The following is a 25,248-nucleotide window of genomic DNA, read 5'->3' on the forward strand; positions in this document are numbered from 1 at the left end:
GTGTCGTGATTTCAGAATTTTCTATCTTCGGAATTTAACCAGAACGCTTAGAATCCTCTCAGGCAATGCGTGGCCCTGTCGGGTTTACATTGCGACTCTCCCGCTACAAACGGTTTGTCCATGGTGATCACATTTCCATGCCGACACGGATGCGGCAATGATGCGACACAAGCGGGCTGAGGAAATATCGGAGCTATACTAAGAGTGTTGCCTCTGTGAGCACATCAAAGGAGAAGTGTATGACAACAACAATGAAACGAATCACTGCCGTTGTACTGGCGACTACGTTAGCTGTTGCACTGAGCGGCTGTTCTAACTGGTCTAAACGTGACCGCAACACCGCTATTGGCGCGGGCGCGGGTGCGATTGGGGGTTCAGTATTGACCAATGGTAGCGCACTCGGCACAGTCGGTGGCGCCGCTGTCGGTGGTATTATCGGTCATCAGGTCCACTAAAGACCTTATTAAAAGAATAATCGGCTACGCTAAGCATCTACACAACAATCGGGCTACTTCGGTAGCCCGATTTTTTTTCAGCCACCCGCCAGTTTGACCTTCATGCCTTTGGCTTCCAGCAGGCTTTTCAGTAAATCGCGCTTATCCCCCTGAATCTCGATAACACCCTCTTTCACCGAACCCCCGCAGCCGCACTTCTTTTTGAGTTCGGCCGCCAGCAGCGTCAATGCCGCGTCGTCCAGGTCGATACCGGTAATCAGGCAGACGCCTTTTCCCTTGCGACCACTGGTCTGGCGCTGGATGCGCACAATGCCATCCCCTTTTGGCCGCTCCTTCGCCGGCTCCGGCTGGGTAATGCGTCCGCTATCGGTTGAGTAAACCAGTGGATTATCCTTCGCCATTATTGTGTCTCCAGACTGTGCAGGATCGCCTGCAGGGTGGCGGCGGGATCGGCGGATTGGGTGATCGGACGCCCGATAACCATATAGTCCACGCCCGCCTGCTTCGCCTGCTCAGGTGTCATGATGCGACGCTGATCGCCAGCATCACTGCCTGCCGGGCGAATCCCCGGCGTGACCAGCGCAAACTCCTGACCTAAAACCTGTTTGAAGCGGACAGCCTCATGGGCGGAACAGACCACACCATCCAGCCCGCACGACAGTGTCAGCTTCGCCAGTCGCTCTGCCTGTTCAGCAGGAGAAAGCGTAATGCCCAGCCCTTTGAGATCTTCTGCATCCATACTGGTCAGTACAGTCACCGCAATAAGCAGGGGCGCCTCTTTACCAAAGGGAAGCAGCGCTTCACGCGCCGCGTTCATCATCCGAGCCCCACCACTGGCATGGACGTTGACCATCCAGACCCCGAGATCGGCAGCGGCCGCCACGGCATGAGCGGTGGTGTTGGGAATATCGTGGAATTTAAGATCGAGGAAGATTTCAAAGCCGCGCTGCTGCAGAGTGTTAACCAGCGAGGGGCCAAATAGCGTAAACATCTCTTTGCCTACTTTAAGGCGGCAACTGCGGGGATCGATCTGGTCGACGAAACGCAGTGCGCTGTCGAGGTCATGATAATCCAGCGCTACCAGAATCGGCGAAGCGGTCACGTTGTGGGGTGAAGGCATGGCATTTCCTCTGCAACAGGCGCCCGCAGGCGCAATAGACAAACGGCAAGCATTCTACCTGCGGTGTCTGACCATCACAATCGCCATTGCCCTCCTGCCTGGCAAATTATGCACTGTCGCTGAGGTCTGTAAGCTAACTCAACCTATAGTATGTTGTAACTATAATGAGCTATTAATGGTGCGGCTGCAGCGGCCGGTTTACTGGCCGTCGAGGCCGCGGATAGGCTTAACCGAAGACCAGGTGCGGCAGGATGGGCAATGCCAGTAGAGTGCGTGGGCGGTAAAGCCGCACTTCTGGCAGCGATAGCGCGGCTTGGTGCGGATCTGTTCGCCGACCATGTCACGCAACACCATCAGGCTCTCTTTCGCCCGGCCATCTTCCGCTTCATGCAGATTTAAATCCATCAGGCGGTGGAACACCCGCATGGTAGGATGACGCTGCAGCTGACGGCTGATGTAATTCTGGGCCGCTTCGGGCCCCTGCTGCTGCTCAAGGATGTCAGACAGATAGAGCTCCGCAGCTGCGCCGGTGTTCTCTTCAACACAGCGATGAAGAAACTCTGACCAGGCGTCGGGCTGATTGAGCTGCTGGAAACAGGTCTCCAGCATCCCCAGCGTTTCACTCACCAGCTCTTTATCCTGGTCCAGCACCCGCTGCAGATGGCCCACCGCTTTAGCGTAATCGCCTTTTTCCATCAGGATACGGCCCATCATGATCGAGATACGTGCGCTGTTACGATCGGCCGACTCCCCTTTCTTCAGCAGGCTCATGGCACGATCGAGATCGTCGCTGCTCATCGCCTGCAGAGCCAGCTCGCAGTAGAAGTGGGCTATTTCGCCTTTCTGCTTCTCTTTGCCAAGCTTAACCAGCCGCTCTGCGACTTCAATCGCCTGCTGCCAGTCGCTGGTTGCCTGGTGGATCAGCAGCAGTTGCTGCAGCGCACCCACCCGAAAGTCAGTTTCATCGGTGAGCTGCTTAAACATGTCTTCCGCGCGGTCATATAAGCCCGCCGCCATATAGTCGCGGCCCAGTTGCTGTACGGCGAGCAGACGCTGCTCATAGCTCAGGGAGGCGCTTTCCATTAAAGCCTGATGGATGCGGATGGCGCGGTCGACTTCCCCGCGCGAACGGAACAGATTGCCCAGCGTCAGGTGTGCTTCAACCGTGCCGCTGTCCTCTTTCAGCATCTCAAGGAAGAGGTCGACCGCTTTGTCCTGCTGATTGGAGAGCAGGAAGTTTACGCCAGCGACATATTCACGTGACAGTCGGTTGGCTTCCTGTTGCTTATCCTGATGCGCGCTGCGACGGCCCATATACCAGCCATACGCTGCCGCCACCGGCAGTAACAGAAACAGCAATTCATGCATCAGGGATTATTCCCGGCCAGCCGGAGAAGATGGCGTGGTCGCCAGGGTAGTACTCTGCTCGATTTGGGTCTGCATACGCTTAATTTTCCGGTTGGCATTCGCCAGGGAGACGCGGGTCCGTAACCAGAACAGACCGCAGATGATCCAGCCAAGCACGAAACCTGCGCCAAACAGGGATGCCAGTAAGGTCGAGATGCTGAACTCACCCTGCGCCAGCAGATAGTTAAATGTAATGACCTGATCGTTATGCGCACCCAGGGTGACGGAAATAATGAAAATGACCAGTACCACTAAAAAAATCAGCAAATATTTCACAGTGCATCCTGTTGTGAGGTTGTCGGGTAGAATTATGCCAAAACTCCAGCAAAAATGCTGCTCCCAGCAGCATCGGGCGGGTCGCTTTTGCGCAGGCCCGTCTAATAATATGGGGTCTTACGGGTGAATTACAATCAGGGCTCCCGCTGCGCCACCTCTTTTTGCTCTTCCGGCGGCAGCGTCAGCGGGCCACAGAATCGCTGCGCCAGCCAGGTGGCAATGGTGACCAGTAGCCAGGAGAGTATGGTTGCCATCGCCAGATCCCGTGGCCAGTGCATGCCCAGCAGCAGACGACTCGCCATTACGCCGGTGGCCCACAGAAAGATCACCACCACGGTTTTATAGTGCCGACGCGGCCAGAGCAGACCCAATGCCAGCAGCGCCCAGCTGGCGGCAAACATAGTATGTCCCGACGGGAACGCGAAACCGGTTTCAAACGCCCAGTGCCGTTTCAGCCAGCCTGGGAGCTGTGTCTCATCGGCAATCAGTGAGGTTACCATCTCGCCACGCTGTTTGCGCTTCAGCTCGTAGAAGGTCTTTTCATCCAGCCCGTGATGCTGTTCCAGCCAGATCACATAGGGACGCGGCTCCTGAATCTGCTCTTTGATATAGGATTTGGTGTATTGCCCGGCCAGAATGGTGGCGTTCATGATCAGCAGCAGTAAGATAGCTGGCTTCAGCCGAAAGCGCAGGCACCAGAGCATCCAGGCACTCAGCACGACGCTGGTAACAATGCCCCAGGGGTTGGTGACGGTCTCGGTCATCCAGAAGAGACCTTTCAGCAGCGCATTGCTTTCGCCTGGTTGCCAGCGCCAGCCGCTCAGCCAGACTGCAACCGGCATGATCAGCAGCAGCAGCATTCCAAAGGTGGTACGACGTGAAATCTTAAACATCCTCTTCCCTTATCCCGGCGTCAAAAGAGAGCAATTGCATAACTTTAGCTTAAAAAAGAATAACATAACCGTTGCCGATTGGATAATTGTGCTTTATCACTGCAATTGGTATCAGAGATTACCAGCCCGCTTGCGGGTTGTGGCACAATATTGCACGTTTGTCGGGCCACACTGGCCTGTGCACTATCATGATGATAGTGCATCCTCTGAAGGTTCTGGAGAGTCACATGCAGCTTAAACGGGTGGCAGAAGCCAAACTGCCCACGCCATGGGGAGATTTCCTGATGGTTGGTTTTGAAGAACTGGCAACCGGACATGACCACGTTGCACTGGTTTTTGGCGATATTAATGATAACGAGCCGGTACTGGCGCGCGTTCACTCTGAATGCCTGACCGGCGATGCACTCTTCAGCCTGCGTTGCGACTGTGGTTTTCAGCTGGAAGCCGCTCTCAATGCCATCGCAGAAGAGGGTCGCGGCGCACTGCTCTATCACCGTCAGGAAGGCCGTAACATCGGTCTGCTGAATAAGATCCGCGCCTATGCGTTGCAGGACAAAGGGTATGACACGGTAGAAGCGAACCATCAGCTGGGCTTTGCCGCCGATGAGCGCGACTTCACGCTGTGCGCCGATATGTTCAAACTGCTGGGCGTCAATGAAGTGCGACTGCTGACCAATAACCCGCGTAAAGTGGAGATCCTCAGCGAAGCCGGTATCAACATTGTTGAACGCGTGCCGCTGGTCGTGGGACGTAATCCGAAGAATGCGCACTATCTGGATACGAAAGCGGAAAAGATGGGGCATCTGCTGCCGAAGTCATAAATAAGCTGGGACTCACTGGCATCTGACCCTTGAAGAAGCCCAATCTGAGAGAATCCTCAAGCAACGGATTAGCTCAACGCGCAGGGGGCACGGTCAGAAGAAGAAAGCGTCCCGCCGCCCGGATAAAAACGCCGGGAGCGTTTTTGAACAACGCAAAGCGTTGGCCCGGTACGGGCGCACCTCAGGGATGAGGTGCGTAATTGCGCGGGCCGGGCATGTCATGGATGACGGCTTTTGCGTCTTTCCGATCTGACCGTGCTCCCTGTGCAGCCACGGTCTCACCGCTTCTTATTACAGACGTTGTAAGCTACATAAAAAAAGCCGGGTTTCCCCGGCTTTTTTTTCAGTCCAGCATATTGCGGATAACGTAGTGCAGGATGCCGTCATTGCGGTAATAGGTCAGCTCATTACCGGTATCGATGCGACAGCGGGTGTCCAGCTCTTCCTTACTGCCGTCAGCACGGGTCAGCGTCACTTTAACGCTGCAGCCAGGCGTCAGTGCCTGAAGATTTTCCACGTCAATGCGCTCCTCACCGGTCAGCCCCAGGCTTTTGCGGGTCACACCCTGCGGAAACTCCAGTGGCAGGATGCCCATCCCAATCAGGTTTGAACGGTGAATACGCTCAAAAGATTCCGCAATTACTACCCTGACCCCCTGCAGACGTGGTCCTTTCGCCGCCCAGTCGCGACTTGAACCTGAGCCATACTCAAGACCCGCGATGACCGCCAGCGGCACGCCTTCCGCCTGATATTTCATTGCCGCATCATAGATGGCCAGCTGTTCGCCACTTGGGTAGTGTCGGGTATAACCGCCCTCCACGCCGGGTACCATCTCATTGCGGATACGGATGTTGGCGAACGTGCCGCGCATCATCACTTCATGGTTACCGCGACGCGAACCATAGGAGTTAAAGTCTGTACGCTCCACGCCGTGTGACAGCAGATACCGTCCGGCCGGACTTTCCGCTTTGATGCTGCCCGCCGGTGAAATATGGTCAGTAGTGACCGAGTCGCCCAGCATGGCCAGCACCCGCGCACCGCGAATATCCTGCACCGGCTTAGGCTCTTTCTCCATATCGTCAAAGAAAGGCGACAGACGAATATAAGTCGATCCCTCATCCCAGTCGTAAGTCGCGGCTTCACTCACCTTAATCTCCTGCCACTCTGGCGTACCGTCGAAGACTTCAGCGTACTCTTTATGGAACATGTCGCTGGTGACCTGCTGCACGGCCGTAGCGATCTCTTCCGGCGAAGGCCAGATATCTTTCAGGTAGACCGGCTGGCCCTGACGATCGTGGCCCAGCGGCTCGGTCTGCAGGTTGATCTTCATGTTACCCGCCAGCGCATAGGCCACCACCAGCGGCGGCGACGCCAGCCAGTTGGTTTTAATCAGCGGATGAATACGGCCTTCAAAGTTGCGGTTGCCGGACAGCACAGCACCCACCGTAAGGTCGCCTGCTTTGATCGCAGACTCGATCTCATCTTTCAGCGGGCCGGAGTTACCGATACAGGTGGTGCAGCCATAACCAACCAGATTAAAGCCCAGCTCGTCGAGATAGGAGGTCAGTTGCGCGACGGCCAGGTAGTCTGAAACCACTTTAGAACCGGGTGCCAGTGAGGCTTTGACCCAAGGCTGACGTTTCAGACCCCGCTCGACCGCTTTCTTCGCCAGTAAACCGGCCGCCATTAAGACGCTGGGGTTGGAGGTGTTAGTACAGGAGGTAATCGCACTGATCACCACCGCTCCATCGGTCAGCTTATGCGTCAGCCCGGTATCACTGTCGGTATACTCAACGATTTTATGGGGTTTCTGCGCCTGATTCACTTCCAGCTCATTGCTGGCATCAAACGCGGCGGGCACATCGCCCAGCGACACCCGATCCTGCGGACGTTTTGGTCCTGCGAGACTCGATTCCACCTCATTCATATCCAGCGCCAGAGTGCTGGTAAAACGCGGCTCATCGCCAGGGTTGCGCCACAGACCCTGCGCTTTGGCATAGGCTTCCACTAACGCTACCTGTTCGGCATCGCGTCCGGTCAGGGTCATGTATCTCAGCGTGACGTCATCAACCGGGAAGAATCCGCAGGTTGCGCCATATTCCGGTGCCATGTTGGCGATGGTCGCGCGGTCTGCCAGCGGCAGATCGGCCAGGCCATCACCGTAAAATTCAACGAATTTACCGACAACGCCGTGCTTACGCAGCATCTGGGTAACGGTCAACACGAGGTCGGTTGCCGTAATGCCCGCCCGCAGTTTGCCGGTGAGTTTGAAACCCACCACATCCGGGATAAGCATTGAGACAGGCTGACCGAGCATGGCGGCTTCGGCTTCGATTCCCCCTACTCCCCATCCCAGCACGCCAAGCGCGTTGATCATGGTGGTGTGAGAGTCCGTACCGACCAGGGTATCGGGCCAGGCGTACTCTTCACCATTCACGGTTTCATGCCAGATCGCCTTGCCGAGATATTCCAGGTTCACCTGATGGCAAATACCGGTGCCCGGCGGCACCACGCGGAATTTATCAAACGCCTTCTGGCCCCAGCGGAGAAAGACGTAGCGCTCATGGTTTCGCTCCATCTCCAGCCGGACGTTCTCTTCAAAGGCGTCATCATTGCCAAAATGGTCGACAGTCACCGAGTGGTCGATAACCAGATCAACCGGTGACAGCGGATTGACTTTCGCCACATCGCCGCCTAGCCGATTCACTGCTTCTCGCATCGCAGCAAGGTCGACTACCGCAGGCACGCCAGTAAAGTCCTGCATTAATACACGGGCTGGCCGGTAGGCAATTTCACGATCGGCGTGGGCATCTTTTTGCCAGTCAACCAGCGCCTGGATGTCCTCCGTCGTAACAGAGTCACCATCCTGATAGCGCAGTAAATTTTCCAGCAGGACCTTGAGGGATTTTGGCAGGCGATCGATATTGCCAAGGTGTTGAGCAGCATGGGGAAGACTGAAGATGTGATATTTTTTGGTGTCGACCTGCAGTACTTCCTGACTCTGCTCGCGTAGGGTAGACGACATAGCTCCTCCTTTCATTCATGGTCTTTAAACCTCAGAGAGACAAAGGTTTATGTTAAAGATAGACCACAATTTCGTTAACGTTTTGATTACAACACAAATTGCTACAATCGATCGCAAACGAAAATGCCCCGTAAAGTCACGAGGCATCATGAAAAGGTGATTTTAATTCAAATTACAGGGTTATCCACACCGCCGCAGACCAGAACGCAAAGGAGAATGCATACGCGCTGAGCCAGGACATTTTAATAATATTCATTTGGTTCACTCCTTCGCCGGAATCGGGCGTAAAAGTTTTTGCGGTCACCTTATAGAAAGAGGCGACACCCTTTGGTCGTACAGGATGTGGTAAGGGCATTTATAGGCCCACCGGAAATTCCGGTTTTAAAAGAACAGTGACGAAGAAATGGTCTGACAACGTTATTTGTTTTTAGGGTCCAGAAACGACTCAATAAAAAGTCTCTGGTTATCACTCAAATCCCATGAATCGGGGATAGACACTTTTTCGTCCTTTGCAAGGGGTTCTTTTCCTTTACAGGAGACCGTCTTGTGCTGACCCGAGGTCAGGGAACGTTTATGGCTGAGTGTATTTGCCCACATGGCTTTAGCCCCAGATACGCCAAATCATTAACGCGACAACTACCCAAAACAGCGCAGAGGCAGCGAATACGGTTAACCAGGCTTTGCGACGAGTGTTGCCGGTACGCTCAACCTTGGTGCTTTTTACCGGGAAACCCGGTTGTACAGTCAGTCGTGTATTCATAGTTTTTGATAATCACTCTCAACAAAATGATTGATAACATCGATTAAGATTTAGGAGGAATCCTAAACGCGTTAAGGCCAAAAATCCAGTTATTTTTATTGAGTACAACGATTAACGGTATTAATCAATGAGCCCAGGTAACGTAAGAAATCATTAATACCGGAACTAATATTTAATTAAAAAACCCGCTAAAAAATTTGAGTTAATTTAAAAACAGATCCACTCAAAACTATAGATAACACTTAAGAACCTTATGTTTACTGGCTTCCCACGTTAGCTCTTAACTGGAGTATGGGAATATTCCTGGCAAGCCGCAAAGTGACATAGTTAAAAATGTGTTGTAATTCGCATTTAAGAAAGCCCGATGAGGAAACATGTGATCAATGTTTCATTTACAAAAAAATCATAAAAACTTTTGAGTCTCATTTGGCGCTAAAGCCTGGAGACAAAAAAGGCTGCACCAGGCAGCCTTATGTTTACGCGGGGAGGTTAAATTCTATTTAAACGGCAGTTTGATATCTTTAAACATCGCTTCAATGTCTTCATTGGAGCGCAACGCAACCGCAGTATCTACCACATCGCGCGTCAGGTGCGGTGCAAAACGTTGGATAAAATCATACATATAGCTGCGCAGGAAGGTGCTGCGGCGGAATCCAATCTTAGTGGTGCTGTTGGTAAAGATATCGGCGGCTTCAATGCGAATCAGGTCAGGATCGGCCACCGGATCTACTGCCATGCTGGCGATAACGCCAACCCCCAGACCTAAGCGGACATAGGTTTTGATCACGTCGGCGTCGGTCGCGGTAAAGACGATGCGTGGCGTTAAACCTGCACGATTGAAAGCCGTATCCAGTTCTGAACGCCCGGTAAAGCCAAAGGTGTAGGTCACAAGGGGATATTCGGCCAGCTCCTCAATGGTGACCTGCCCTTTTCCGGCCAGCGGATGATCGGCAGTCACCACAATCGCCCGATTCCAGTGGTAGCACGGCAGCATGATTAAATCGTCATAGAGATGCAGGGCTTCGGTGGCGATGGCAAAATCCGCATTACCTTTGGAGACGGCTTCGGCGATCTGAGTTGGAGAACCCTGATGCATGTGCAAAGAGACGCGAGGATAGCGCTCAATAAATCCTTTGATCACACCAGGCAGCGCGTAGCGAGCCTGGGTGTGCGTGGTTGCGACATAGAGCGAGCCTTTATCAGGCCAGGTGTGTTCACCGGCTACCGATTTAATCGCATCCACTTTGGAGAGAACTTCTCGCGCTATACGGATGATCTCTTCCCCTGCAGGCGTGACCTGGGTGAGATGTTTACCGCTGCGGGCAAAGATTTGCACGCCCAGTTCATCTTCCAGCATACGCACCTGTTTACTGATGCCGGGTTGAGAGGTGTAGAGACCTTCCGCCGTCGAAGAGACGTTGAGATTGTGATTGACCACTTCAACGATATAGCGCAACTGCTGTAATTTCATATCTATTCCATCCCGGTAAGTTACAGAGTCGCATCCCCGGTTGACGTATAGTCGCGAGGGTAAAAAGATGCTATGCATCAGGAAAGGTCGGAAATGCTATAACAACTATATCAGTTTAAGTGAGAGAGTAGAACGGATTGATATAAGGCTCAGAAAAAGGCCAGCGAGCGCTGGCCAGAGTATGATGACAGAGTCGGGTCTGGCCTGCTTTGAGACCTGTCTTGCGCATAGAACCGGGGCAGATCGGAAAGTCGCTCAAGCCAATCCCTGGTCGCTCGGCCCGCGTCATCCATGGCGCGGGACGCTTTCCTCTTCTGCCCCGGTTCCCTGCGCACTGAGCTTATTCACTGCTACAGGATTCACTAAGCATAGACCCTGTCGGCAGAAAAAAGGCCAGCGAGCGCTGGCCTTCAGGTATTACTTTTTCGCTTCCTGCCATTTGCCATCTATATAGAAGGCGGACCAGCCGGTTGCCTTGCCCTCTTTTTCTGAGGAGACATACTGCTGCTTGGTCTTGCGGCTGAACCGCACCAGCGTTTTGTTGCCTTCCGGATCGGCTGCTGGCGCATCGGCCAGATATTTCAGCTTCTCAGGCAGACGATCTTTGAAGCGCTGAAGCTCTTCCACCAGCGGCGCACGCGTCTCGCGTGATTTCGGGAAGGTGTTGGCCGCGAGGAAAACGCCCGCCGCACCGTCACGCAACACGAAGTAAGCATCTGACTTCTCACACGCCAGCTCTGGCAGCGGAACCGGATCCTCTTTCGGCGGAGCAACTTCACCACTACGCAGGATCTTGCGGGTGTTTTTGCACTCTTCATTGGTACACGCCATGTACTTACCAAAGCGTCCCATCTTCAGGTGCATCTCCGAACCACACTTCTCGCACTCCACCACCGGGCCGTCATAGCCTTTGATGCGGAATTCGCCCTTCTCAATCTCGTAACCATCACACTCCGGGTTATTACCACAGACATGCAGTTTACGTTCGTTATCGATAAGGTAGCTGTCCATGGCCGTGCCACACTTCTGGCAGCGACGACGGGCACGCAGGGCGTTGGTTTCAGCATCATCCCCTTCCAGAATATTGAGAACTTCATTTTCCGGGATCAGGTTGATGGTCTGTTTGCAGCGCTCTTTAGGCGGCAGCGCATAGCCGGAACAGCCCAGGAAGACGCCGGTACTGGCAGTTCGAATCCCCATCGGACGGCTACAGGTCGGACAGTCAATCGAGGTCAGCACCATCTGATTCGGCTGCATTCCGCCCTCTTCAGGATCTTTCTCAGCCAGTTCAAGCTGCTGGGTAAAATCGGTGAAGAAGTGGTCGAGTACCGCTTTCCATTGCGCCTGGTTATTGGCAACCTGATCAAGGTTGCTCTCCATGCGGGCGGTGAAATCATAATTCATCAGTTCGCGGAAGTTCTCTTCCAGACGATCGGTGACGATTTCACCCATTTTTTCCGCATAAAAACGGCGGTTTTCAACCCGTACGTAGCCACGATCCTGAATCGTCGAGGTAATGGCGGCGTAGGTGGATGGACGACCAATTCCGCGCTTCTCCAGCTCGCGCACCAGTGACGCTTCGCTGAAGCGCGCCGGTGGCTTGGTGAAGTGCTGACCGGGCAGCAGTTGCTGCAGGTCCAGAACATCACCCACGCTTACCGCAGGCAGCGTACGATCTTCATCATTCTTACGCAGCGCAGGCATCACTTTGGTCCAGCCGTCGAAACGCAGAATACGGCCTTTCGCTTTGAGCCGGAAATCACCGGCGGCGGCAGTAATGGTGCTGGAGTCATATTTTGCTGGTGTCATCTGACAGGCAACAAACTGACGCCAGATCAGCTGATAGAGTTTCTGCGCATCCGCTTCCATATCTTTCAGCTTTTCCGCCACCACTTCCACATCAGAAGGACGAATCGCTTCGTGCGCTTCCTGGGAGTTCTCTTTGCTGGCGTAAGTTATGGCGTTTTCAGGCAGATACTTTTTACCGAAATTACTTTCGATATAGCCACGCGCCATGGCGACCGCATCCTGACTCAGGTTGGTCGAATCGGTACGCATATAAGTAATGTGGCCCGCTTCGTACAGCCGCTGAGCCATCATCATGGTCTTCTTGACGCCAAAGCCGAGACGGGTGCTGGCAGCCTGCTGCAGTGTCGAGGTGATATAAGGCGCGCCCGGCTTGCTGCTGGTCGGCTTATCTTCACGATCCACGATCTCATAGCGCGCTTTTTCCAGCAGCGCGACGGCGGCATACGTCTCGTCGCGGTTGACCGGACGGAAGGCTTTATCGCCTTTGTGCGTCACGTCCATCGACAGCTCATCGCCTTTCGGCGTGGTCAGCGCGGCATTAACTTCCCAGTACTCTTCGGGAACAAAAGCTTTAATCTCACGTTCACGTTCCACCACCAGGCGAACGGCAACGGATTGCACACGTCCGGCAGAGAGACCACGAGCGATCTTTTTCCACAGCAGTGGCGAGACCATGTAGCCCACCACGCGATCCATAAAGCGACGCGCCTGCTGAGCATTCACCCGATCAATATTCAGTTCGCCCGGCTTTTCAAACGCCTGACGAATCGCATTCTTGGTTATTTCGTTAAACACGACGCGGCTGAAGCGCGAGTCATCACCACCAATCACTTCCCGCAGGTGCCAGGCAATGGCTTCCCCTTCGCGGTCAAGGTCGGTTGCGAGATAGATGTGGTCAGCATTGGCGGCTAACGCCTTCAGTTCGGCGACCACTTTCTCTTTGCCGGGCAGAATCTGATAGTCCGCTTCCCAGCCGTGATAGGGGTCAACACCCATGCGGCTGACGAGTGCGGCCTTCTCATCTTTTTTAACTTTTTTGACTTTCTTGTCAGTCGAAGCGTCTTTGACTTTCTTATCTGTCGAGGCGTCAGCACTTTTCTTCGCGGTTGAACCACTGGTCGGCAGATCCCGGATATGACCCACGCTGGATTTAACCACGTAATCACTACCCAGGTATTTATTGATTGTTTTAGCCTTTGCCGGGGACTCAACAATAACGAGTGCTTTACCCATATTTACCTTTACCTAATGAAAACATCCTGCTTAACGGGAGAGGATTGGATGCCCAAAAACCCAATGGGTTCAATATTGCTGCGCCTGTTTAACATTTCAAGGCGGAGGGGTCAATCTCAGATCAGATGATGTGGCGTTATGCAACTGCATGATAAAGAGTGCTTTTTCTATCTGAACTCATCGCACATCCTGGTGCAAAATCCCTGAAATCGGAATCGCCCACACTCTACCTGATAAAATCTGTTACGCAACTTAATTAGCACTCAGCCCGGACTTACGCCAGGTTTTCATCGATTACACCGATTTGTCACACCCTGTGACTCGCCAGTAATATAGAAAGGATTGGAGTACTGTCAAACAGGAGTGAATAAATGCAGAGTTCAACTCAGGCTATTTCCCGCCAGGCGTTGCTGGAAAAGGCCAATGCGCTGATCAAAGAACATGATGATTATTTAGCGGGAATGCAGGCGGATGAGGTGATTCAGCAGGGAGAAGTGCTGGTATTTCGCGGACCGTTTTTTCTCGATGCCGATGGAGTGCCGACGGCTAAAACCACGGCGGTGTTTAACGTGTTCAAACACCTTGCCGTGGTGCTGTCGCCGCTCTACCACCTGGAATGAAAAAACCCGGCGCAGGCCGGGTTTAGCATCATCAGATCATCAGAGCAGTGGCTTTTCGCCGCGCTGCCAGAGTTTCAGCAGCAGGCGCTCTGCCACCGAGCCGGCGCTCTGCGTAAAGCGATCCATCACCTTACGGCGGCGGGCATAATGCACGCCGAGCACGCTGAACTTATCCATCTGACGGATGATCAGATCATCGCTGGTGCCGATTTCGTCAACCAGGCCGAGGTCCAGCGCCTGGCGGCCATACCAGTGTTCACCGGTTGCCACCTGATCGATGTCGAGTGACGGGCGCATCTGGTGGACAAACTGCTTGAACAGCAGGTGCGTTTCGTCGAGATCTTCCTGGAATTTCTCACGTCCCTCTTCGGTGTTTTCACCAAACAGCGTCAGCGTGCGCTTGTACTGTCCGGCGGTATGCAGCTCAATATCAATATCGTTCCGTTTCAGCAAGCGGTTGAAATTGGGGATCTGCGCGACCACGCCGATGGAGCCAATAATCGAGAAAGGTGCTGCCACAATACAATCGGCTACGCAGGCCATCATGTAACCGCCGCTGGCCGCCACTTTATCCACGGCCGCCGTGATACGCAGACCCTGATCGCGCAGACGCTGCAGCTGCGAGGCTGCCAGGCCATAGCCATGAACCACGCCGCCAGGGCTTTCAAGACGCAGCAGCACTTCATCGCCAGGCTGCTTGACGGCCAGCACGGCTGAAATCTCTTCGCGCAGTGAAGTCACCTCATGGGCGTCCATGCTGCCTTTGAAATCGAGTACATAGAGCGTGGGCTTCGCACTGTCTGTCTGCCCCTGCTTCGCCGCCTGCTTTTCCGCTTTGGCTTTCAGCTTTTCACTTTTCTTATGATTTTTCAGCCAGACTTTTTGTGCCTGAGGCTTCATTTTTGCCAGCTGCAAATCCTCTTTCATCTGTTGATAGTCATCATCCAGATGAGTCAGTCGAAGCTGACCGTTTTGTGCCCGTTTGCGTAACGCGGCATTCATCACAATCATGACAATCACAGCGACGGCAACCACCAGTGTCACCACTTTCGCTAAAAACAGTCCATACGTTGAAATAAAATCCATAGGTCGCCTTAGTAAACTGAGAATCAAAAACAGTTCGCCAGTTTAGCCGTTTTGCCCCGCTTCGTCGCCTGAAATGCCAGCAGCTGGCACAGAATGCGTGGGTTGGCGATTGCGCCCATTCGTAAATTCAGGCATAAAGCGGAATCATGCTGTTTTCGCTGGAGGACCCCGCTGTGCATTATCAACCGAAAAGCGACCTGCTCAATCATCGCATTATCCTGGTCACTGGCGCTTCAGATGGCATTGGCCGGGAAGCGGCGCTGACTTATGCCCGCTATGGCGCAGAAGTGATCCTGATGGGCCGTAACCCTGAGAAGCTTCAGCAGGTCGAACAGGCGATCAATCAACTCAATCTCTGCCCTGCTCACACTGTGGTGTTCGATCTGGCCGAAGCGACACCGGAACGTTGCCAGCAGGTGGCAGAACAGCTGGCACAGCAGTTCCCGCGTCTCGACGGCGTGCTGCATAACGCCGGTATCCTCGGTGAGATTGTGCCGCTGGCTGAACTCGACCCACAGGTCTGGCAGCAGGTGATGAACATCAACCTGGACGCCACCTTCTTCCTGACGCAGGCGCTGTTGCCGCTGCTGTTAAAATCTGATGCCGGTTCACTGGTGTTTACCACCTCCAGCGTGGGCCGTACCGGTCGCGCGGGCTGGGGGGCTTACGCCGTCTCTAAATTTGCTACCGAAGGCATGATGCAGGTACTGGCTGATGAGTATAAAACGCAGGCATTGCGGGTGAACTGTATTAATCCGGGCGGGACGCGAACCAAAATGCGTGCCAGCGCGTTCCCGCAGGAAGATGCCAATAAGCTGAAAACCCCTGCCGATCTGATGCCGCTCTACCTTTATCTTATGGGTGATGACAGCCGTCGCAAAACCGGGATCAGCTTTGATGCCCAGCCAGGCAGAAAACCGGGAGCCGCTGAATAATGGCTGACGATCGTCATCAACAGCGTCAGCAGCGGTTAAAAGAACAGGTTGATGCGCGTATTGCTGCAGCCACTGAGGTTCGTGGCATCCTGATGGTCTTTACCGGCAATGGCAAAGGCAAAACGACTGCGGCCTTTGGCACCGCACTCCGCGCCACCGGTCATGGCAAACGCGTGGCGGCTATCCAGTTCATTAAAGGTGACTGGCCGAATGGCGAGCGAAACCTGCTGGAACAGCACGGTGTTGAATTTCAGGTGATGGCAACCGGCTTTACCTGGGATACGCAGAACCGCGAAACGGATACCGCTGCCTGTCTGGCGGTGTGGCAGCATGCAAAACGGATGCTGGCCGATGAGCAGCTGGATCTGGTGGTGCTCGACGAAATCACCTATATGGTCAGCATGGATTATCTGCCACTGGAAGAGCTGATAGCGGCCCTGCAACAGCGCCCGGCGCATCAGAGCGTCATCATTACCGGACGTGGCTGTCATCGCAGCCTGACTGAGATGGCGGATACGGTGACTGAGATGCGGCCGGTTAAGCACGCTTTTGATGCCGGAATACAGGCTCAGCAGGGAATTGACTGGTAACAGAAAAAGAAAACGCAGCCCTGGGGCTGCGTTTTTAGCGATCGGGCAACGTGATTAACCGGAGTTACGTTTGCTGCCCGGATTGCGGCGTGGTGCACGTGGGGTGCTGCTCACTTTACTGTGACGTTTCACGGCACGGCGAATCTGGTTCGCTTTGGTGCGACGACGATCTTTTTCGACCACCAGTTTGGTGACCGTTTCATCATCCATCTCCACCAGGTTACGCAGGTAGTTAACCGCAGGCAGATCCAGTTCGGTCCAGCCACCGCGTGGCAGGCCTTTTGGTAAGGTGATATCGCCGTAACGAACACGCATCAGACGACTGACCTGCACGCCGACCGCTTCCCATAAACGACGCACTTCACGGTTACGTCCTTCGGTCAGGGTCACGTTGTACCACTGGTTGATCCCTTCTCCACCGCCAAATTTCAGGGTTTTAAAGGCAGCCGGGCCATCTTCCAGCTGAACGCCCTTGCTCAGCTGACGAATCTTATCATCGTCGACCTGACCAAAGACGCGCACCGCATATTCACGTTCCACTTCACGGCTCGGATGCATCAGGCGGTTCGCCAGTTCACCGTCAGTGGTGAAGAGCATCAGACCACAGGTGTTCACATCCAGACGGCCAACGGCAATCCAGCGTGAACCGCGCAGACGAGGCAGACGGTCAAATACCGTTGGGCGCCCTTCAGGATCGCTGCGGGTACAGAGTTCACCTTCTGGTTTGTAGTAAGCCAGCACGCGGCAAACTTCGGTTGCTGATTCAGCAATCGAGACCAGATGGCCATCAATACGGATTTTCAGAGATTTGCTGCTTTCAACGCGGTCGCCCAGGGTGGCGATCTTGCCGTCGACGCTGACACGGCCAGCGGCAATCATTGATTCGATTTCACGACGCGAGCCATGACCGGCACGCGCTAAGACTTTCTGTAACTTTTCGCTCATTGAGCTTCCTCTTTGTCGCCTTCCCAGGCGTCACGGTAGGGTGATAATTCTTTCTGAATCAACAGGTTAACCTATTAATTCGGCCCCATTATACAGGCATTTACCCCTGAAGTAACGCGCTTTATGAGTGGGTCTGAAGCGAATTAAGAAGGGTCAGCCTCTGATAGTTTTAGATCTGATAATATCTGACGCTGATTTAAATAATCCCCGTGCATCTGACAGGAATAAGATTAATAAAATGCATGTATTAAAAACTTTATAGCTGATGACAATTAAATTTTCTAACCACTTCAGTTTCATCAACGTAATGTTCTGGTGATAAAAACCTTAACACTATCTTACACTTTCGCTGGTTTTCCCTTGCTTTTATTCTTCTTAAAAAAACATTAAAGTCAGCACAAACAACTGTTTTAATGATTTAATCCATTATAACCGCCAGGTAAATACAAAAAAGTCAGATTTTTCTTAACGAAGATTTATTTAAGGCCTTATTTTCAAGGATATTTGATTCTTATTAGCTTTAATAAATTGTACGACACTATTAAGCTGATATAATTTATTCCTGAAGCACAATAAAAAGCAGGACTCACGATAGAGGGGTCCTGCAACAATGAAGTCCGGCTTTTGTTATTCGTTTATAAAAATAGTCTTTTTAGATTAATCCAATAAACCGGCGCATCCGGAGTTGTTGCGTTAATACGGTTCAGTGATGAACCTTGCTTGCATGTCAAAAATCTTCACCAGGGATTTCCCGACATGCCTGAATAAAGAAACCCATCATGAAAAACCTGTTGCTGTGCCCGGTGCTTGCTGCACTGGTGCTGAGCGGGTGTTCTGTGGGCCATACTGAGTACAGTCGTACGGCGATGCAGCACGTAGATATGAGCGTAACTGGCATTCCGACGATCCTCGGTCTCGGCACACTGGGCACCAGCATTCCTCTGACGCCTGAATATAGCCTGACAGCTGCGCACGTTGCCAAAACTGCCGTGCAGCGCGTCAAGTCTTATCACCCTTATTGCGACCTTGCGATTATTTATCACAAGAATGACGCCAGCACGCTGACTAAGTTCCGCAGCAGCGACATCGGCGATCCGGTTAAAATGTATGGCTACAGTTTTATTTCAGCGATGCCGGTTGAATCCACCGGAGTTAATTTAGCCCGTACGGCTATTCGGAATAACTGGAATAAAAGTCCCTGTATAGCCATGGCTTCCAATGCAGGTGTTGTTCAGGGGATGTCGGGCGGCGGCGTTTATAACCGTGATGATACGCTGGGCGGCGTGATTGTTGGCTATTCTGACTCGATTAAAAATGGGCGTAATAACAAAGTGATCCTGAAAGATGTGTCACTTTATATTCCTTACGGCCAGTTCAAAAGCTGGTTAGAGTCGAATCTGGCCCAGACACCGACACGCGGTGCCTGAGCCTGAGGGCTTACAGGAACGGGCGGGTATCGCCCACCCCTTCACGCACAATTTCCGGCGCATCGGTGGTCAGATCGACCACCGTGGTCGGCTGCTGGCCCAGCGTGCCGCCGTCGATAATCAGATCGACCAGCTTGCCGATGCTGTGCTGGATCTCTTCCGGATCGGACTCGGTGAAATCGTTGCCCGGCAGAATTAATGAGGTCGACATCATCGGCTGATTCAGTGCTTCCAGCAGCGCCAGCGCCACGGGATTAGAGGGCACGCGCAGACCAATGGTCTTACGTTTTTCATTCATCAGGCGGCGCGGCACCTCTTTGGTCGCCTTGAGAATAAAGGTGTAGTTGCCTGGCGTGTTGTTTTTCAGCAGGCGAAACGCTGAGTTGCCCACCTGCGAATAGACCGACAGCTCAGAGAGATCCCGGCACATCAGGGTAAAGTTGTGGTGCCCGTCGAGCTGACGGATACGACAGATACGCTCCATCGCGCCCTTCTCCTCCAGCCGACAGCCCAGCGCATAGCCGGAATCGGTTGGATAAACAATGACGCTGCCTTTGTTCAGGTAGTCAACCGCCTGATTAATCAGGCGGGGCTGCGGGTTGTCCGGATGAATATGAAACAATTGACTCATAGAAACCTCGTGTCACCTTTCCGTGATTGCCAGGCTGGGAGCCAGATCCGGGAAGCGTTCCCAGACCGGCTCAACCGCCGCGGGCAGCCAGAGTTTGCGGCCCAGTTCAATCCACGGACAGGGTTGATGAAAATCAGAACCTTGTGATGCGGCCAGTTCATTATCTCTGGCGTATTGCGCCAGCGTCGTGCGCTCATTAGGCGGCTGCTGGCACTGCGCGACTTCCATCGCATCGCCGCCCGCTTCGCGGAAATGGGCGACCAGCCGTTTGAGCCACTTTGCCGATAAACCGTAACGGCCAGGATGCGCCAGCACGGCGCAGCCACCAGAATGATGAATAGCATCAATAGCTTGTTTAATTGTACACCATTGTGGCGGCACGTAACCGGTTTTGCCACGCGCCAGATAATTTTTGAACACCTGCGCCATATTCTCTGCTTTACCCTGCTCAATCAGGAAGCGGGCAAAGTGACCGCGGGTAATGATGCCGCCATCAGCCAGTTGCGTGGCTCCCGCCAGCGCATCCGGGATACGTGCCTTCGCCAGTCGCTCACCAATCTCTTCTGCACGTGCTTGCCGACAGGCATGTTGTCCGGCCAGAAACGCCACCATCGCCGGATGGCGGATATCAATGTTCAGTCCCACGATGTGAATCTCATGGTTTTCCCACAGGGTGGAGATTTCTGCGCCCGCCAGCACTTTTATCGGTAAATCGTAATCGATTGCCGTTTGCTGCGCTTCATCAACCCCTGCAACGCTGTCGTGATCGGTGATCGCCAGTACGCCGACGCGCATCTCAACCGCTCGCTGCACCAGGGCGGCTGGCGTCAGTAAGCCGTCAGAGGCACGCGTGTGGCTGTGTAAATCATAAACCGGGAAACGGGCGATATCGCTCAAGAGAACTCCTGCAAAAACTAAACCGGCCAGCATGATAACGATTTTCACGGTCAGTGAAAAAGTGTATTGACATTTCCGCCCTGAACCCGTTAACTAGTACACAAGTTCACACGTAACGGGTATTCAATCATGGCTGTTGTAATCACGCATTTAAACGGTTGGCGCGATGTTCCCGAAAACGGGCGACAGGGTCGTGCACACTTTGCGTAAACGCTGTGCTAATACCTGAGCCCGCCACCGAGCGGGCTTTTTTTTGAGCGAAATTCAGAGAAATCATCATGCCAAATGCGAAACCTACAGTGAAGTTGATTACCGGCACCGCACCCTACCGCGAAGATCCGGCCGCAGTGTTTCACCAGCTGTGCGGCGCACGTCCGGCAACCCTGCTGCTTGAATCCGCTGACATCGACAGCAAGCGCAACTTAAAAAGCCTGCTGATTGTCGACAGCGCGCTGCGCGTCAGCGCAATGGGCAACAATGTCACCGTTCAGGCGTTGTCAGAAAATGGCCGCGCCCTGCTGCCGCTGCTGGATGAGGCCCTGCCTGCGTCGGTCAGCAATCAGGTTCGTCCCGATGGACGCGAGCTGACTTTTCCGCAAAGCACCGACCATCAGCAGGATGAAGATTCCCGCCTCAAGGCACTGTCGGTGTTTGATGCTTTGCGTCTGATTCCACAACTGGTCAACTCCCCTGCCGATGAGCGCGAAGCCGTACTGCTGGGTGGCCTGTTTGCTTATGATCTGGTTGCCGGTTTTGAAACCCTGCCGGAGCTGGATAATCAGCAACGCTGCCCCGACTACTGTTTTTACCTGGCAGAAACCTTACTGGTGATCGATCACCAGACCCGCAGTGCGCGTCTTCAGGCCAGCCTGTTCTGCCCGTCCACCAGCGAGTTCCAGCGCCTGCAGCGTCGCATCGAGCAGTTGCACGGCCAGATGCTTCAGCCGGCACCGGCTCTGCCGGTCCAGCCGGTTGAACAGATGACGCTGACCACCAGCCAGAGTGATGAAGAGTATTGCGACGTAGTACGCACCCTTCAGCAGGCGGTTCGCATCGGCGAAATTTTCCAGGTCGTGCCGTCACGTCGCTTCTCGCTGCCGTGCCCGTCGCCGCTGGCTGCTTATGAGACACTGAAAAACAGCAATCCCAGCCCCTATATGTTTTTCATGCAGGATCAGGATTTCTCCCTGTTTGGCGCGTCGCCGGAGAGTTCGCTGAAGTATGACGCCACCTCCCGTCAGATTGAGATCTACCCGATTGCCGGTACCCGCCCGCGTGGCCGCCATGCTGATGGCTCACTGGACCGCGATCTCGACAGCCGCATTGAGCTGGAGATGCGTACCGACCATAAAGAGCTGGCTGAGCATCTGATGCTGGTGGATCTGGCGCGTAACGATCTGGCACGTATCTGCGTGCCCGGCAGCCGTTACGTGGCTGACCTGACCAAAGTCGACCGCTACTCGTTTGTGATGCATCTGGTTTCCCGCGTGGTGGGTACGCTGCGCGCGGATCTCGATGTGCTGCACGCGTATCGTGCCTGTATGAACATGGGCACGCTGAGCGGAGCACCAAAAGTTCGCGCCATGCAGTTGATTGCCGGGGCTGAACGCACCCGTCGCGGCAGCTACGGCGGCGCGGTGGGCTACTTCACCGCCCAGGGCGATCTCGATACCTGTATCGTTATCCGCTCCGCCTATGTAGAAGATGGCGTCGCCACCGTTCAGGCGGGCGCCGGTGTGGTGCTGGATTCTAATCCGCAGGCTGAAGCTGATGAAAGCCGCAACAAAGCGCGCGCCGTACTGCGCGCTATCGCGACTGCCCATCACTGCAAGGAGATCTTCTGATGGCCGATATTCTGCTGCTCGATAACATCGACTCTTTTACCTATAACCTGGTTGATCAGCTGCGGACCTTTGGTCACAACGTGGTGATTTACCGCAACAATCTGCCTGCCGAACTGCTTATTGAACAGCTGCAGCGGATGGAGAACCCGGTGCTGATGCTCTCTCCCGGTCCCGGCGCGCCAAAAGATGCTGGCTGTATGCCGGAGCTGCTGCGGGTGCTGCGCGGTCGTCTGCCAATTATCGGTATCTGTCTGGGTCACCAGGCGATTGTCGAAGCTTATGGCGGCCATGTGGGCCAGGCAGGCGAGATCCTGCACGGCAAAGCCTCTTCAATCGACCATGACGGCGAGGCGATGTTTGCCGGTCTGAGCAATCCGCTGCCGGTGGCGCGCTATCACTCGCTGGTGGGCAGCAACACGCCGGAAGAGCTGACGGTGAACGCCAGTTACAACGGGATGGTGATGGCCGTTCGCCATGAAACCGATCGCGTATGCGGGTTTCAGTTCCATCCTGAATCGATTTTGACTTCTCAGGGCGCGCGCCTGCTTGAGCAGACGCTGGCCTGGGCGCTGGCGAAGTAACAGGGAGAATAAACATGCAACAGACACTGGAAAAACTTTACCAGGCGCAGACGCTGAATCAGGCTGAGAGTCATCAGCTGTTCAGCGCCATCATTACCGGACAGCTGGAGCCAACGCAGCTCGCTGCCGCGCTGATCGCCATGAAGGTGCGCGGTGAAACGCCGGAAGAGATCGCCGGAGCCGCCACCGCGCTGCTGGAAGATGCCAAACCTTTTCCCCGCCCTGATTATGCGTTTGCCGACATTGTGGGCACCGGCGGCGATGGCAGTAACAGCATTAATATCTCGACTGCCAGCGCCTTTGTCGCTGCGACCTGCGGTCTGAAAGTGGCGAAGCACGGCAACCGCAGCGTCTCCAGCAAATCGGGCTCCTCCGATCTGCTGGCCGCCTTTGGCATCAATCTCGATATGCCCGCTGACCGGGCGCGCCAGGCGCTGGACGATCTGAATGTCTGCTTCCTGTTTGCGCCGCAGTATCACACCGGTTTTCGCCACGCGATGCCGGTCCGCCAGCAGCTTAAGACCCGTACGCTGTTTAACGTGCTGGGCCCGCTGATCAATCCGGCACGCCCGCCACTGGCGGTGATTGGCGTCTACAGCCCGGAACTGGTGATGCCGATTGCCCAGACGCTGAAAGTGCTGGGTTATCAGCGCGCGGCGGTGGTTCACGGTGGCGGAATGGATGAGGTGGCGCTGCACGACGTGACTCATGTGGCCGAACTGCGTGAAGGTGAAATTACGCGCTATCAGCTCTCGCCAGAGGACTTTGGTTTTGGCTTCCATCCCAAAGAGGCGCTGGCGGGCGGCACGCCGGAAGAAAATCGTGACATTCTGACCTCTTTACTCCAGGGTAATGGCCAGCAGGCCCATGAGGAGGCCGTCGCCGTCAACGTGGCGATGTTGCTTAAAGTATTCGGTCAGGAAGATCTGCGTGAAAACGCACAGCAGGCGCTTAACGCCATCCGCAGCGGACAGGCTTATGAGCGTGTCGTCGCACTGGCAGCAAGAGGATAATCATGAAAGGCACCGTGTTAGAAAAAATTGTTCAGGACAAAGCGATTTGGGTTGAAGCCCGTCAGCAGCAGCAGCCTCTCTCTACCTTTCAGAACAGCATTGAACCCGCCAGCCGTCATTTCTACGACGCGCTGCAGGGTGCAAGAACCGCGTTTATCCTGGAGTGTAAAAAGGCCTCTCCCTCGAAAGGCATTATTCGTGAGGATTTCGATCCAGCCGCCATTGCCGGAGTCTACCGCCACTACGCTTCCGCGGTGTCTGTGCTGACCGATGAGAAATATTTTCAGGGCGACTTCGCCTTTCTGCCGATTGTCAGCGCGGCCATCACCCAGCCGGTGCTGTGCAAAGATTTTATCATCGACCCCTATCAGATCTATCTGGCACGTTACTACCAGGCGGATGCGATTCTGCTGATGCTGTCAGTGCTGGATGATGAGCAGTATCGTCAGCTGGCCGCTGTGGCGCACAGCCTGAAGATGGGCATTCTGACTGAAGTGAGTAATGAAGAGGAACTGGAGCGGGCTATCGCGCTGCAGGCCAAAGTCGTGGGTATCAACAACCGCGATCTGCGTGACCTCTCTATCGATCTTAACCGCACCCGTCAGCTGGCACCGCGCCTGTCACACGGCGTCACGGTAATCAGCGAATCAGGCATTAACAGCTATGCCGATATTCGCGAGCTGAGCCATTTTGCCAACGGCTTCCTGATTGGTTCTGCACTGATGGAAGAAGCCGACCTGACCGCAGCGGTGCGTCGGGTCACGCTGGGCAGCAATAAAGTGTGCGGCCTGACCCGTGCCGAAGATGCGCGCGCCGCCTATGAAGCCGGGGCAATCTATGGTGGGCTGATCTTCGCGGAAGGTTCCCCGCGCCAGATTGACACCGCTACGGCGCAGACCGTTATCGCTGCGGCCCCGCTGCGCTACGTCGGCGTGTTCCGCAATGCCGCTATGAGTGACATTGTCACGCAAGCCGGTGCGCTTTCTCTCTCTGCGGTGCAGCTGCATGGCAACGAGACGCCGGCGTTTGTGGCTGAACTGCGTGCGGCTCTGCCAGCAGAGATTCAAATCTGGAAGGCGTTGCGCATTGAAGGCACCTTGCCGGCGCGCGACTGGCCTCATGTTGACCGTTATGTGTTTGATAATGGCGACGGTGGAACCGGACAGCGTTTCGACTGGTCGCTGTTGCAGGGACAGACGCTCAACAATGTTCTGCTGGCCGGTGGCCTGAGCGCGGATAACTGTGTTGAAGCCGCGCAGCTCGGCTGTGCCGGCCTGGACTTCAACTCTGGCGTGGAAAGCGCGCCTGGCATCAAAGATGCCCGTAAAATTGCCGCTGTGTTTCAGACACTGCGAGCCTACTGATTTGCCTGGCCTGCTCAACGGCGGGCCCGAGAAAGGAAGATAAAA

General features: G+C 54.4%; 22 protein-coding genes, 1 pseudogene and 1 other annotated feature. Of the genes and pseudogenes, 9 read left to right on the forward strand and 14 right to left on the reverse strand.

The genetic code is table 11. From position 1 onward, the window contains the following. Positions 1-239: 239 nt before the first annotated feature. A complete protein-coding gene (osmB, locus tag PAG01S_RS03770) occupies positions 240-455 on the forward strand; it encodes an osmotically-inducible lipoprotein OsmB (RefSeq protein ID WP_003853848.1) in 216 nt (71 codons plus the stop codon). A 77-nt stretch (positions 456-532) separates the two neighbouring features. Here osmB and yciH read toward each other — a convergent pair whose 3' ends face one another. From yciH to pgpB, 5 genes are all read right to left on the reverse strand, one after another. Beyond that, positions 533-856 carry a stress response translation initiation inhibitor YciH gene (gene yciH, locus PAG01S_RS03775; protein ID WP_010244495.1) on the reverse strand — a complete coding sequence of 108 codons (324 nt, stop codon included), beginning with the start codon at positions 854-856 and terminating at the stop codon, positions 533-535. Then, the gene (pyrF, locus tag PAG01S_RS03780) at positions 856-1,575 is read right to left on the reverse strand and encodes an orotidine-5'-phosphate decarboxylase (RefSeq protein ID WP_022625580.1); all 720 of its coding nucleotides are present in this window, start codon (positions 1,573-1,575) and stop codon (positions 856-858) included. The genes yciH and pyrF overlap by 1 nt, the downstream gene beginning before the upstream one ends. Positions 1,576-1,773: 198 nt before the next feature. Then, positions 1,774-2,943 (reverse strand): lipopolysaccharide assembly protein LapB, encoded by a 1,170-nt coding sequence (gene lapB / locus PAG01S_RS03785; RefSeq protein WP_010244490.1) that lies wholly within the window; start codon positions 2,941-2,943, stop codon positions 1,774-1,776. Positions 2,944-2,949: 6 nt separating this feature from the next. Then, the gene (locus PAG01S_RS03790) at positions 2,950-3,258 is read right to left on the reverse strand and encodes a LapA family protein (RefSeq protein ID WP_010670247.1); all 309 of its coding nucleotides are present in this window, start codon (positions 3,256-3,258) and stop codon (positions 2,950-2,952) included. Positions 3,259-3,392: 134 nt separating this feature from the next. Next, positions 3,393-4,151 (reverse strand): phosphatidylglycerophosphatase B, encoded by a 759-nt coding sequence (gene pgpB / locus PAG01S_RS03795; RefSeq protein ID WP_033769163.1) that lies wholly within the window; start codon positions 4,149-4,151, stop codon positions 3,393-3,395. 227 nt (positions 4,152-4,378) lie between these two features. On the opposite strand from pgpB, the gene ribA reads away from it, so the two are divergent. After that, positions 4,379-4,972 carry a GTP cyclohydrolase II gene (ribA, locus tag PAG01S_RS03800; RefSeq protein WP_010244482.1) on the forward strand — a complete coding sequence of 198 codons (594 nt, stop codon included), beginning with the start codon at positions 4,379-4,381 and terminating at the stop codon, positions 4,970-4,972. Positions 4,973-5,315: 343 nt separating this feature from the next. On the opposite strand, the gene acnA is transcribed toward ribA, so the two are convergent. The 5 genes from acnA to topA all read right to left on the reverse strand — a co-directional run bounded on the left by acnA (position 5,316) and on the right by topA (position 13,270). Then, a complete protein-coding gene (acnA, locus tag PAG01S_RS03805; RefSeq protein ID WP_062757764.1) occupies positions 5,316-7,997 on the reverse strand; it encodes an aconitate hydratase AcnA in 2,682 nt (893 codons plus the stop codon). 417 nt (positions 7,998-8,414) lie between these two features. Next, a complete protein-coding gene (locus tag PAG01S_RS22800; RefSeq protein ID WP_071778594.1) occupies positions 8,415-8,594 on the reverse strand; it encodes a YciX family protein in 180 nt (59 codons plus the stop codon). A 4-nt stretch (positions 8,595-8,598) separates the two neighbouring features. Beyond that, positions 8,599-8,757, reverse strand: coding sequence for a YmiA family putative membrane protein (locus tag PAG01S_RS21505; protein ID WP_073970646.1), 159 nt, complete (start codon positions 8,755-8,757; stop codon positions 8,599-8,601). A gap of 496 nt (positions 8,758-9,253) precedes the next feature. Further along, on the reverse strand, positions 9,254-10,228 hold the full coding sequence (gene cysB, locus PAG01S_RS03810) for an HTH-type transcriptional regulator CysB (RefSeq protein ID WP_003853865.1): 975 nt from the start codon (positions 10,226-10,228) through the stop codon (positions 9,254-9,256). A 417-nt stretch (positions 10,229-10,645) separates the two neighbouring features. Continuing rightward, complete coding sequence (gene topA / locus PAG01S_RS03815; protein WP_010244475.1) at positions 10,646-13,270, reverse strand: type I DNA topoisomerase; 2,625 nt, start codon at positions 13,268-13,270, stop codon at positions 10,646-10,648. A 371-nt stretch (positions 13,271-13,641) separates the two neighbouring features. Between topA and PAG01S_RS03820 the strand changes: the two genes are divergently transcribed. Beyond that, entirely contained in the window at positions 13,642-13,890 is a 249-nt protein-coding gene (locus PAG01S_RS03820; protein ID WP_033757844.1) for a YciN family protein, read from the forward strand. Between the two features lie 39 nt (positions 13,891-13,929). Here the strand turns inward: PAG01S_RS03820 and sohB are convergent, their stop codons facing one another. Next, on the reverse strand, positions 13,930-14,976 hold the full coding sequence (gene sohB / locus PAG01S_RS03825; RefSeq protein ID WP_062757766.1) for a protease SohB: 1,047 nt from the start codon (positions 14,974-14,976) through the stop codon (positions 13,930-13,932). A 173-nt stretch (positions 14,977-15,149) separates the two neighbouring features. Between sohB and PAG01S_RS03830 the strand changes: the two genes are divergently transcribed. Next, the gene (locus PAG01S_RS03830; RefSeq protein WP_010244466.1) at positions 15,150-15,911 is read left to right on the forward strand and encodes a YciK family oxidoreductase; all 762 of its coding nucleotides are present in this window, start codon (positions 15,150-15,152) and stop codon (positions 15,909-15,911) included. After that, positions 15,911-16,501, forward strand: coding sequence for a cob(I)yrinic acid a,c-diamide adenosyltransferase (gene cobO, locus PAG01S_RS03835; RefSeq protein WP_010670250.1), 591 nt, complete (start codon positions 15,911-15,913; stop codon positions 16,499-16,501). Before PAG01S_RS03830 ends, cobO begins: the two co-directional genes overlap by 1 nt. Positions 16,502-16,555: 54 nt before the next feature. Here the strand turns inward: cobO and rluB are convergent, their stop codons facing one another. Beyond that, a complete protein-coding gene (gene rluB, locus PAG01S_RS03840; protein WP_010670251.1) occupies positions 16,556-17,446 on the reverse strand; it encodes a 23S rRNA pseudouridine(2605) synthase RluB in 891 nt (296 codons plus the stop codon). Positions 17,447-18,225: 779 nt separating this feature from the next. On the opposite strand from rluB, the gene PAG01S_RS03845 reads away from it, so the two are divergent. Then, positions 18,226-18,873, forward strand: a complete 648-nt coding sequence (locus tag PAG01S_RS03845; RefSeq protein ID WP_010244455.1) for a hypothetical protein — start codon at positions 18,226-18,228, stop codon at positions 18,871-18,873. Between the two features lie 10 nt (positions 18,874-18,883). Here PAG01S_RS03845 and PAG01S_RS03850 read toward each other — a convergent pair whose 3' ends face one another. After that, the gene (locus PAG01S_RS03850) at positions 18,884-19,504 is read right to left on the reverse strand and encodes an L-threonylcarbamoyladenylate synthase (RefSeq protein WP_003853883.1); all 621 of its coding nucleotides are present in this window, start codon (positions 19,502-19,504) and stop codon (positions 18,884-18,886) included. A 12-nt stretch (positions 19,505-19,516) separates the two neighbouring features. Next, complete coding sequence (gene rnm, locus PAG01S_RS03855; RefSeq protein WP_062757768.1) at positions 19,517-20,401, reverse strand: RNase RNM; 885 nt, start codon at positions 20,399-20,401, stop codon at positions 19,517-19,519. A 153-nt stretch (positions 20,402-20,554) separates the two neighbouring features. Continuing rightward, positions 20,555-20,656, forward strand: a sequence feature (Trp leader region). Between the two features lie 23 nt (positions 20,657-20,679). On the opposite strand from rnm, the gene PAG01S_RS03860 reads away from it, so the two are divergent. From PAG01S_RS03860 to trpCF, 3 genes and pseudogenes are all read left to right on the forward strand, one after another. Next, a complete protein-coding gene (locus PAG01S_RS03860; RefSeq protein WP_010670253.1) occupies positions 20,680-22,245 on the forward strand; it encodes an anthranilate synthase component 1 in 1,566 nt (521 codons plus the stop codon). Then, a pseudogene (gene trpD, locus PAG01S_RS22555) lies at positions 22,245-23,839 on the forward strand (bifunctional anthranilate synthase glutamate amidotransferase component TrpG/anthranilate phosphoribosyltransferase TrpD). Before PAG01S_RS03860 ends, trpD begins: the two are co-directional and overlap by 1 nt. Positions 23,840-23,841: 2 nt before the next feature. Then, positions 23,842-25,203 (forward strand): bifunctional indole-3-glycerol-phosphate synthase TrpC/phosphoribosylanthranilate isomerase TrpF, encoded by a 1,362-nt coding sequence (trpCF, locus tag PAG01S_RS03875; RefSeq protein WP_010244438.1) that lies wholly within the window; start codon positions 23,842-23,844, stop codon positions 25,201-25,203. The last annotated feature ends 45 nt before the right edge of the window (positions 25,204-25,248 follow it).

Source organism: Pantoea agglomerans NBRC 102470 (assembly GCF_001598475.1).
Lineage (GTDB): Bacteria > Pseudomonadota > Gammaproteobacteria > Enterobacterales > Enterobacteriaceae > Pantoea > Pantoea agglomerans.

Coding starts and splice junctions, on each gene's coding strand:
- topA (WP_010244475.1), bottom strand. CDS start 13,270: ATGGGTAAAGCACTCGTTATTGTTGAGTCCCCGGCAAAGGCTAAAACA.
- PAG01S_RS03860 (WP_010670253.1), top strand. CDS start 20,680: ATGCCAAATGCGAAACCTACAGTGAAGTTGATTACCGGCACCGCACCC.
- PAG01S_RS21505 (WP_073970646.1), bottom strand. CDS start 8,757: ATGAATACACGACTGACTGTACAACCGGGTTTCCCGGTAAAAAGCACC.
- PAG01S_RS22800 (WP_071778594.1), bottom strand. CDS start 8,594: ATGTGGGCAAATACACTCAGCCATAAACGTTCCCTGACCTCGGGTCAG.
- sohB (WP_062757766.1), bottom strand. CDS start 14,976: ATGGATTTTATTTCAACGTATGGACTGTTTTTAGCGAAAGTGGTGACA.
- pgpB (WP_033769163.1), bottom strand. CDS start 4,151: ATGTTTAAGATTTCACGTCGTACCACCTTTGGAATGCTGCTGCTGCTG.
- yciH (WP_010244495.1), bottom strand. CDS start 856: ATGGCGAAGGATAATCCACTGGTTTACTCAACCGATAGCGGACGCATT.
- lapB (WP_010244490.1), bottom strand. CDS start 2,943: ATGCATGAATTGCTGTTTCTGTTACTGCCGGTGGCGGCAGCGTATGGC.
- cobO (WP_010670250.1), top strand. CDS start 15,911: ATGGCTGACGATCGTCATCAACAGCGTCAGCAGCGGTTAAAAGAACAG.
- osmB (WP_003853848.1), top strand. CDS start 240: ATGACAACAACAATGAAACGAATCACTGCCGTTGTACTGGCGACTACG.
- rluB (WP_010670251.1), bottom strand. CDS start 17,446: ATGAGCGAAAAGTTACAGAAAGTCTTAGCGCGTGCCGGTCATGGCTCG.
- PAG01S_RS03820 (WP_033757844.1), top strand. CDS start 13,642: ATGCAGAGTTCAACTCAGGCTATTTCCCGCCAGGCGTTGCTGGAAAAG.
- PAG01S_RS03850 (WP_003853883.1), bottom strand. CDS start 19,504: ATGAGTCAATTGTTTCATATTCATCCGGACAACCCGCAGCCCCGCCTG.
- PAG01S_RS03845 (WP_010244455.1), top strand. CDS start 18,226: ATGAAAAACCTGTTGCTGTGCCCGGTGCTTGCTGCACTGGTGCTGAGC.
- ribA (WP_010244482.1), top strand. CDS start 4,379: ATGCAGCTTAAACGGGTGGCAGAAGCCAAACTGCCCACGCCATGGGGA.
- trpCF (WP_010244438.1), top strand. CDS start 23,842: ATGAAAGGCACCGTGTTAGAAAAAATTGTTCAGGACAAAGCGATTTGG.
- cysB (WP_003853865.1), bottom strand. CDS start 10,228: ATGAAATTACAGCAGTTGCGCTATATCGTTGAAGTGGTCAATCACAAT.
- pyrF (WP_022625580.1), bottom strand. CDS start 1,575: ATGCCTTCACCCCACAACGTGACCGCTTCGCCGATTCTGGTAGCGCTG.
- acnA (WP_062757764.1), bottom strand. CDS start 7,997: ATGTCGTCTACCCTACGCGAGCAGAGTCAGGAAGTACTGCAGGTCGAC.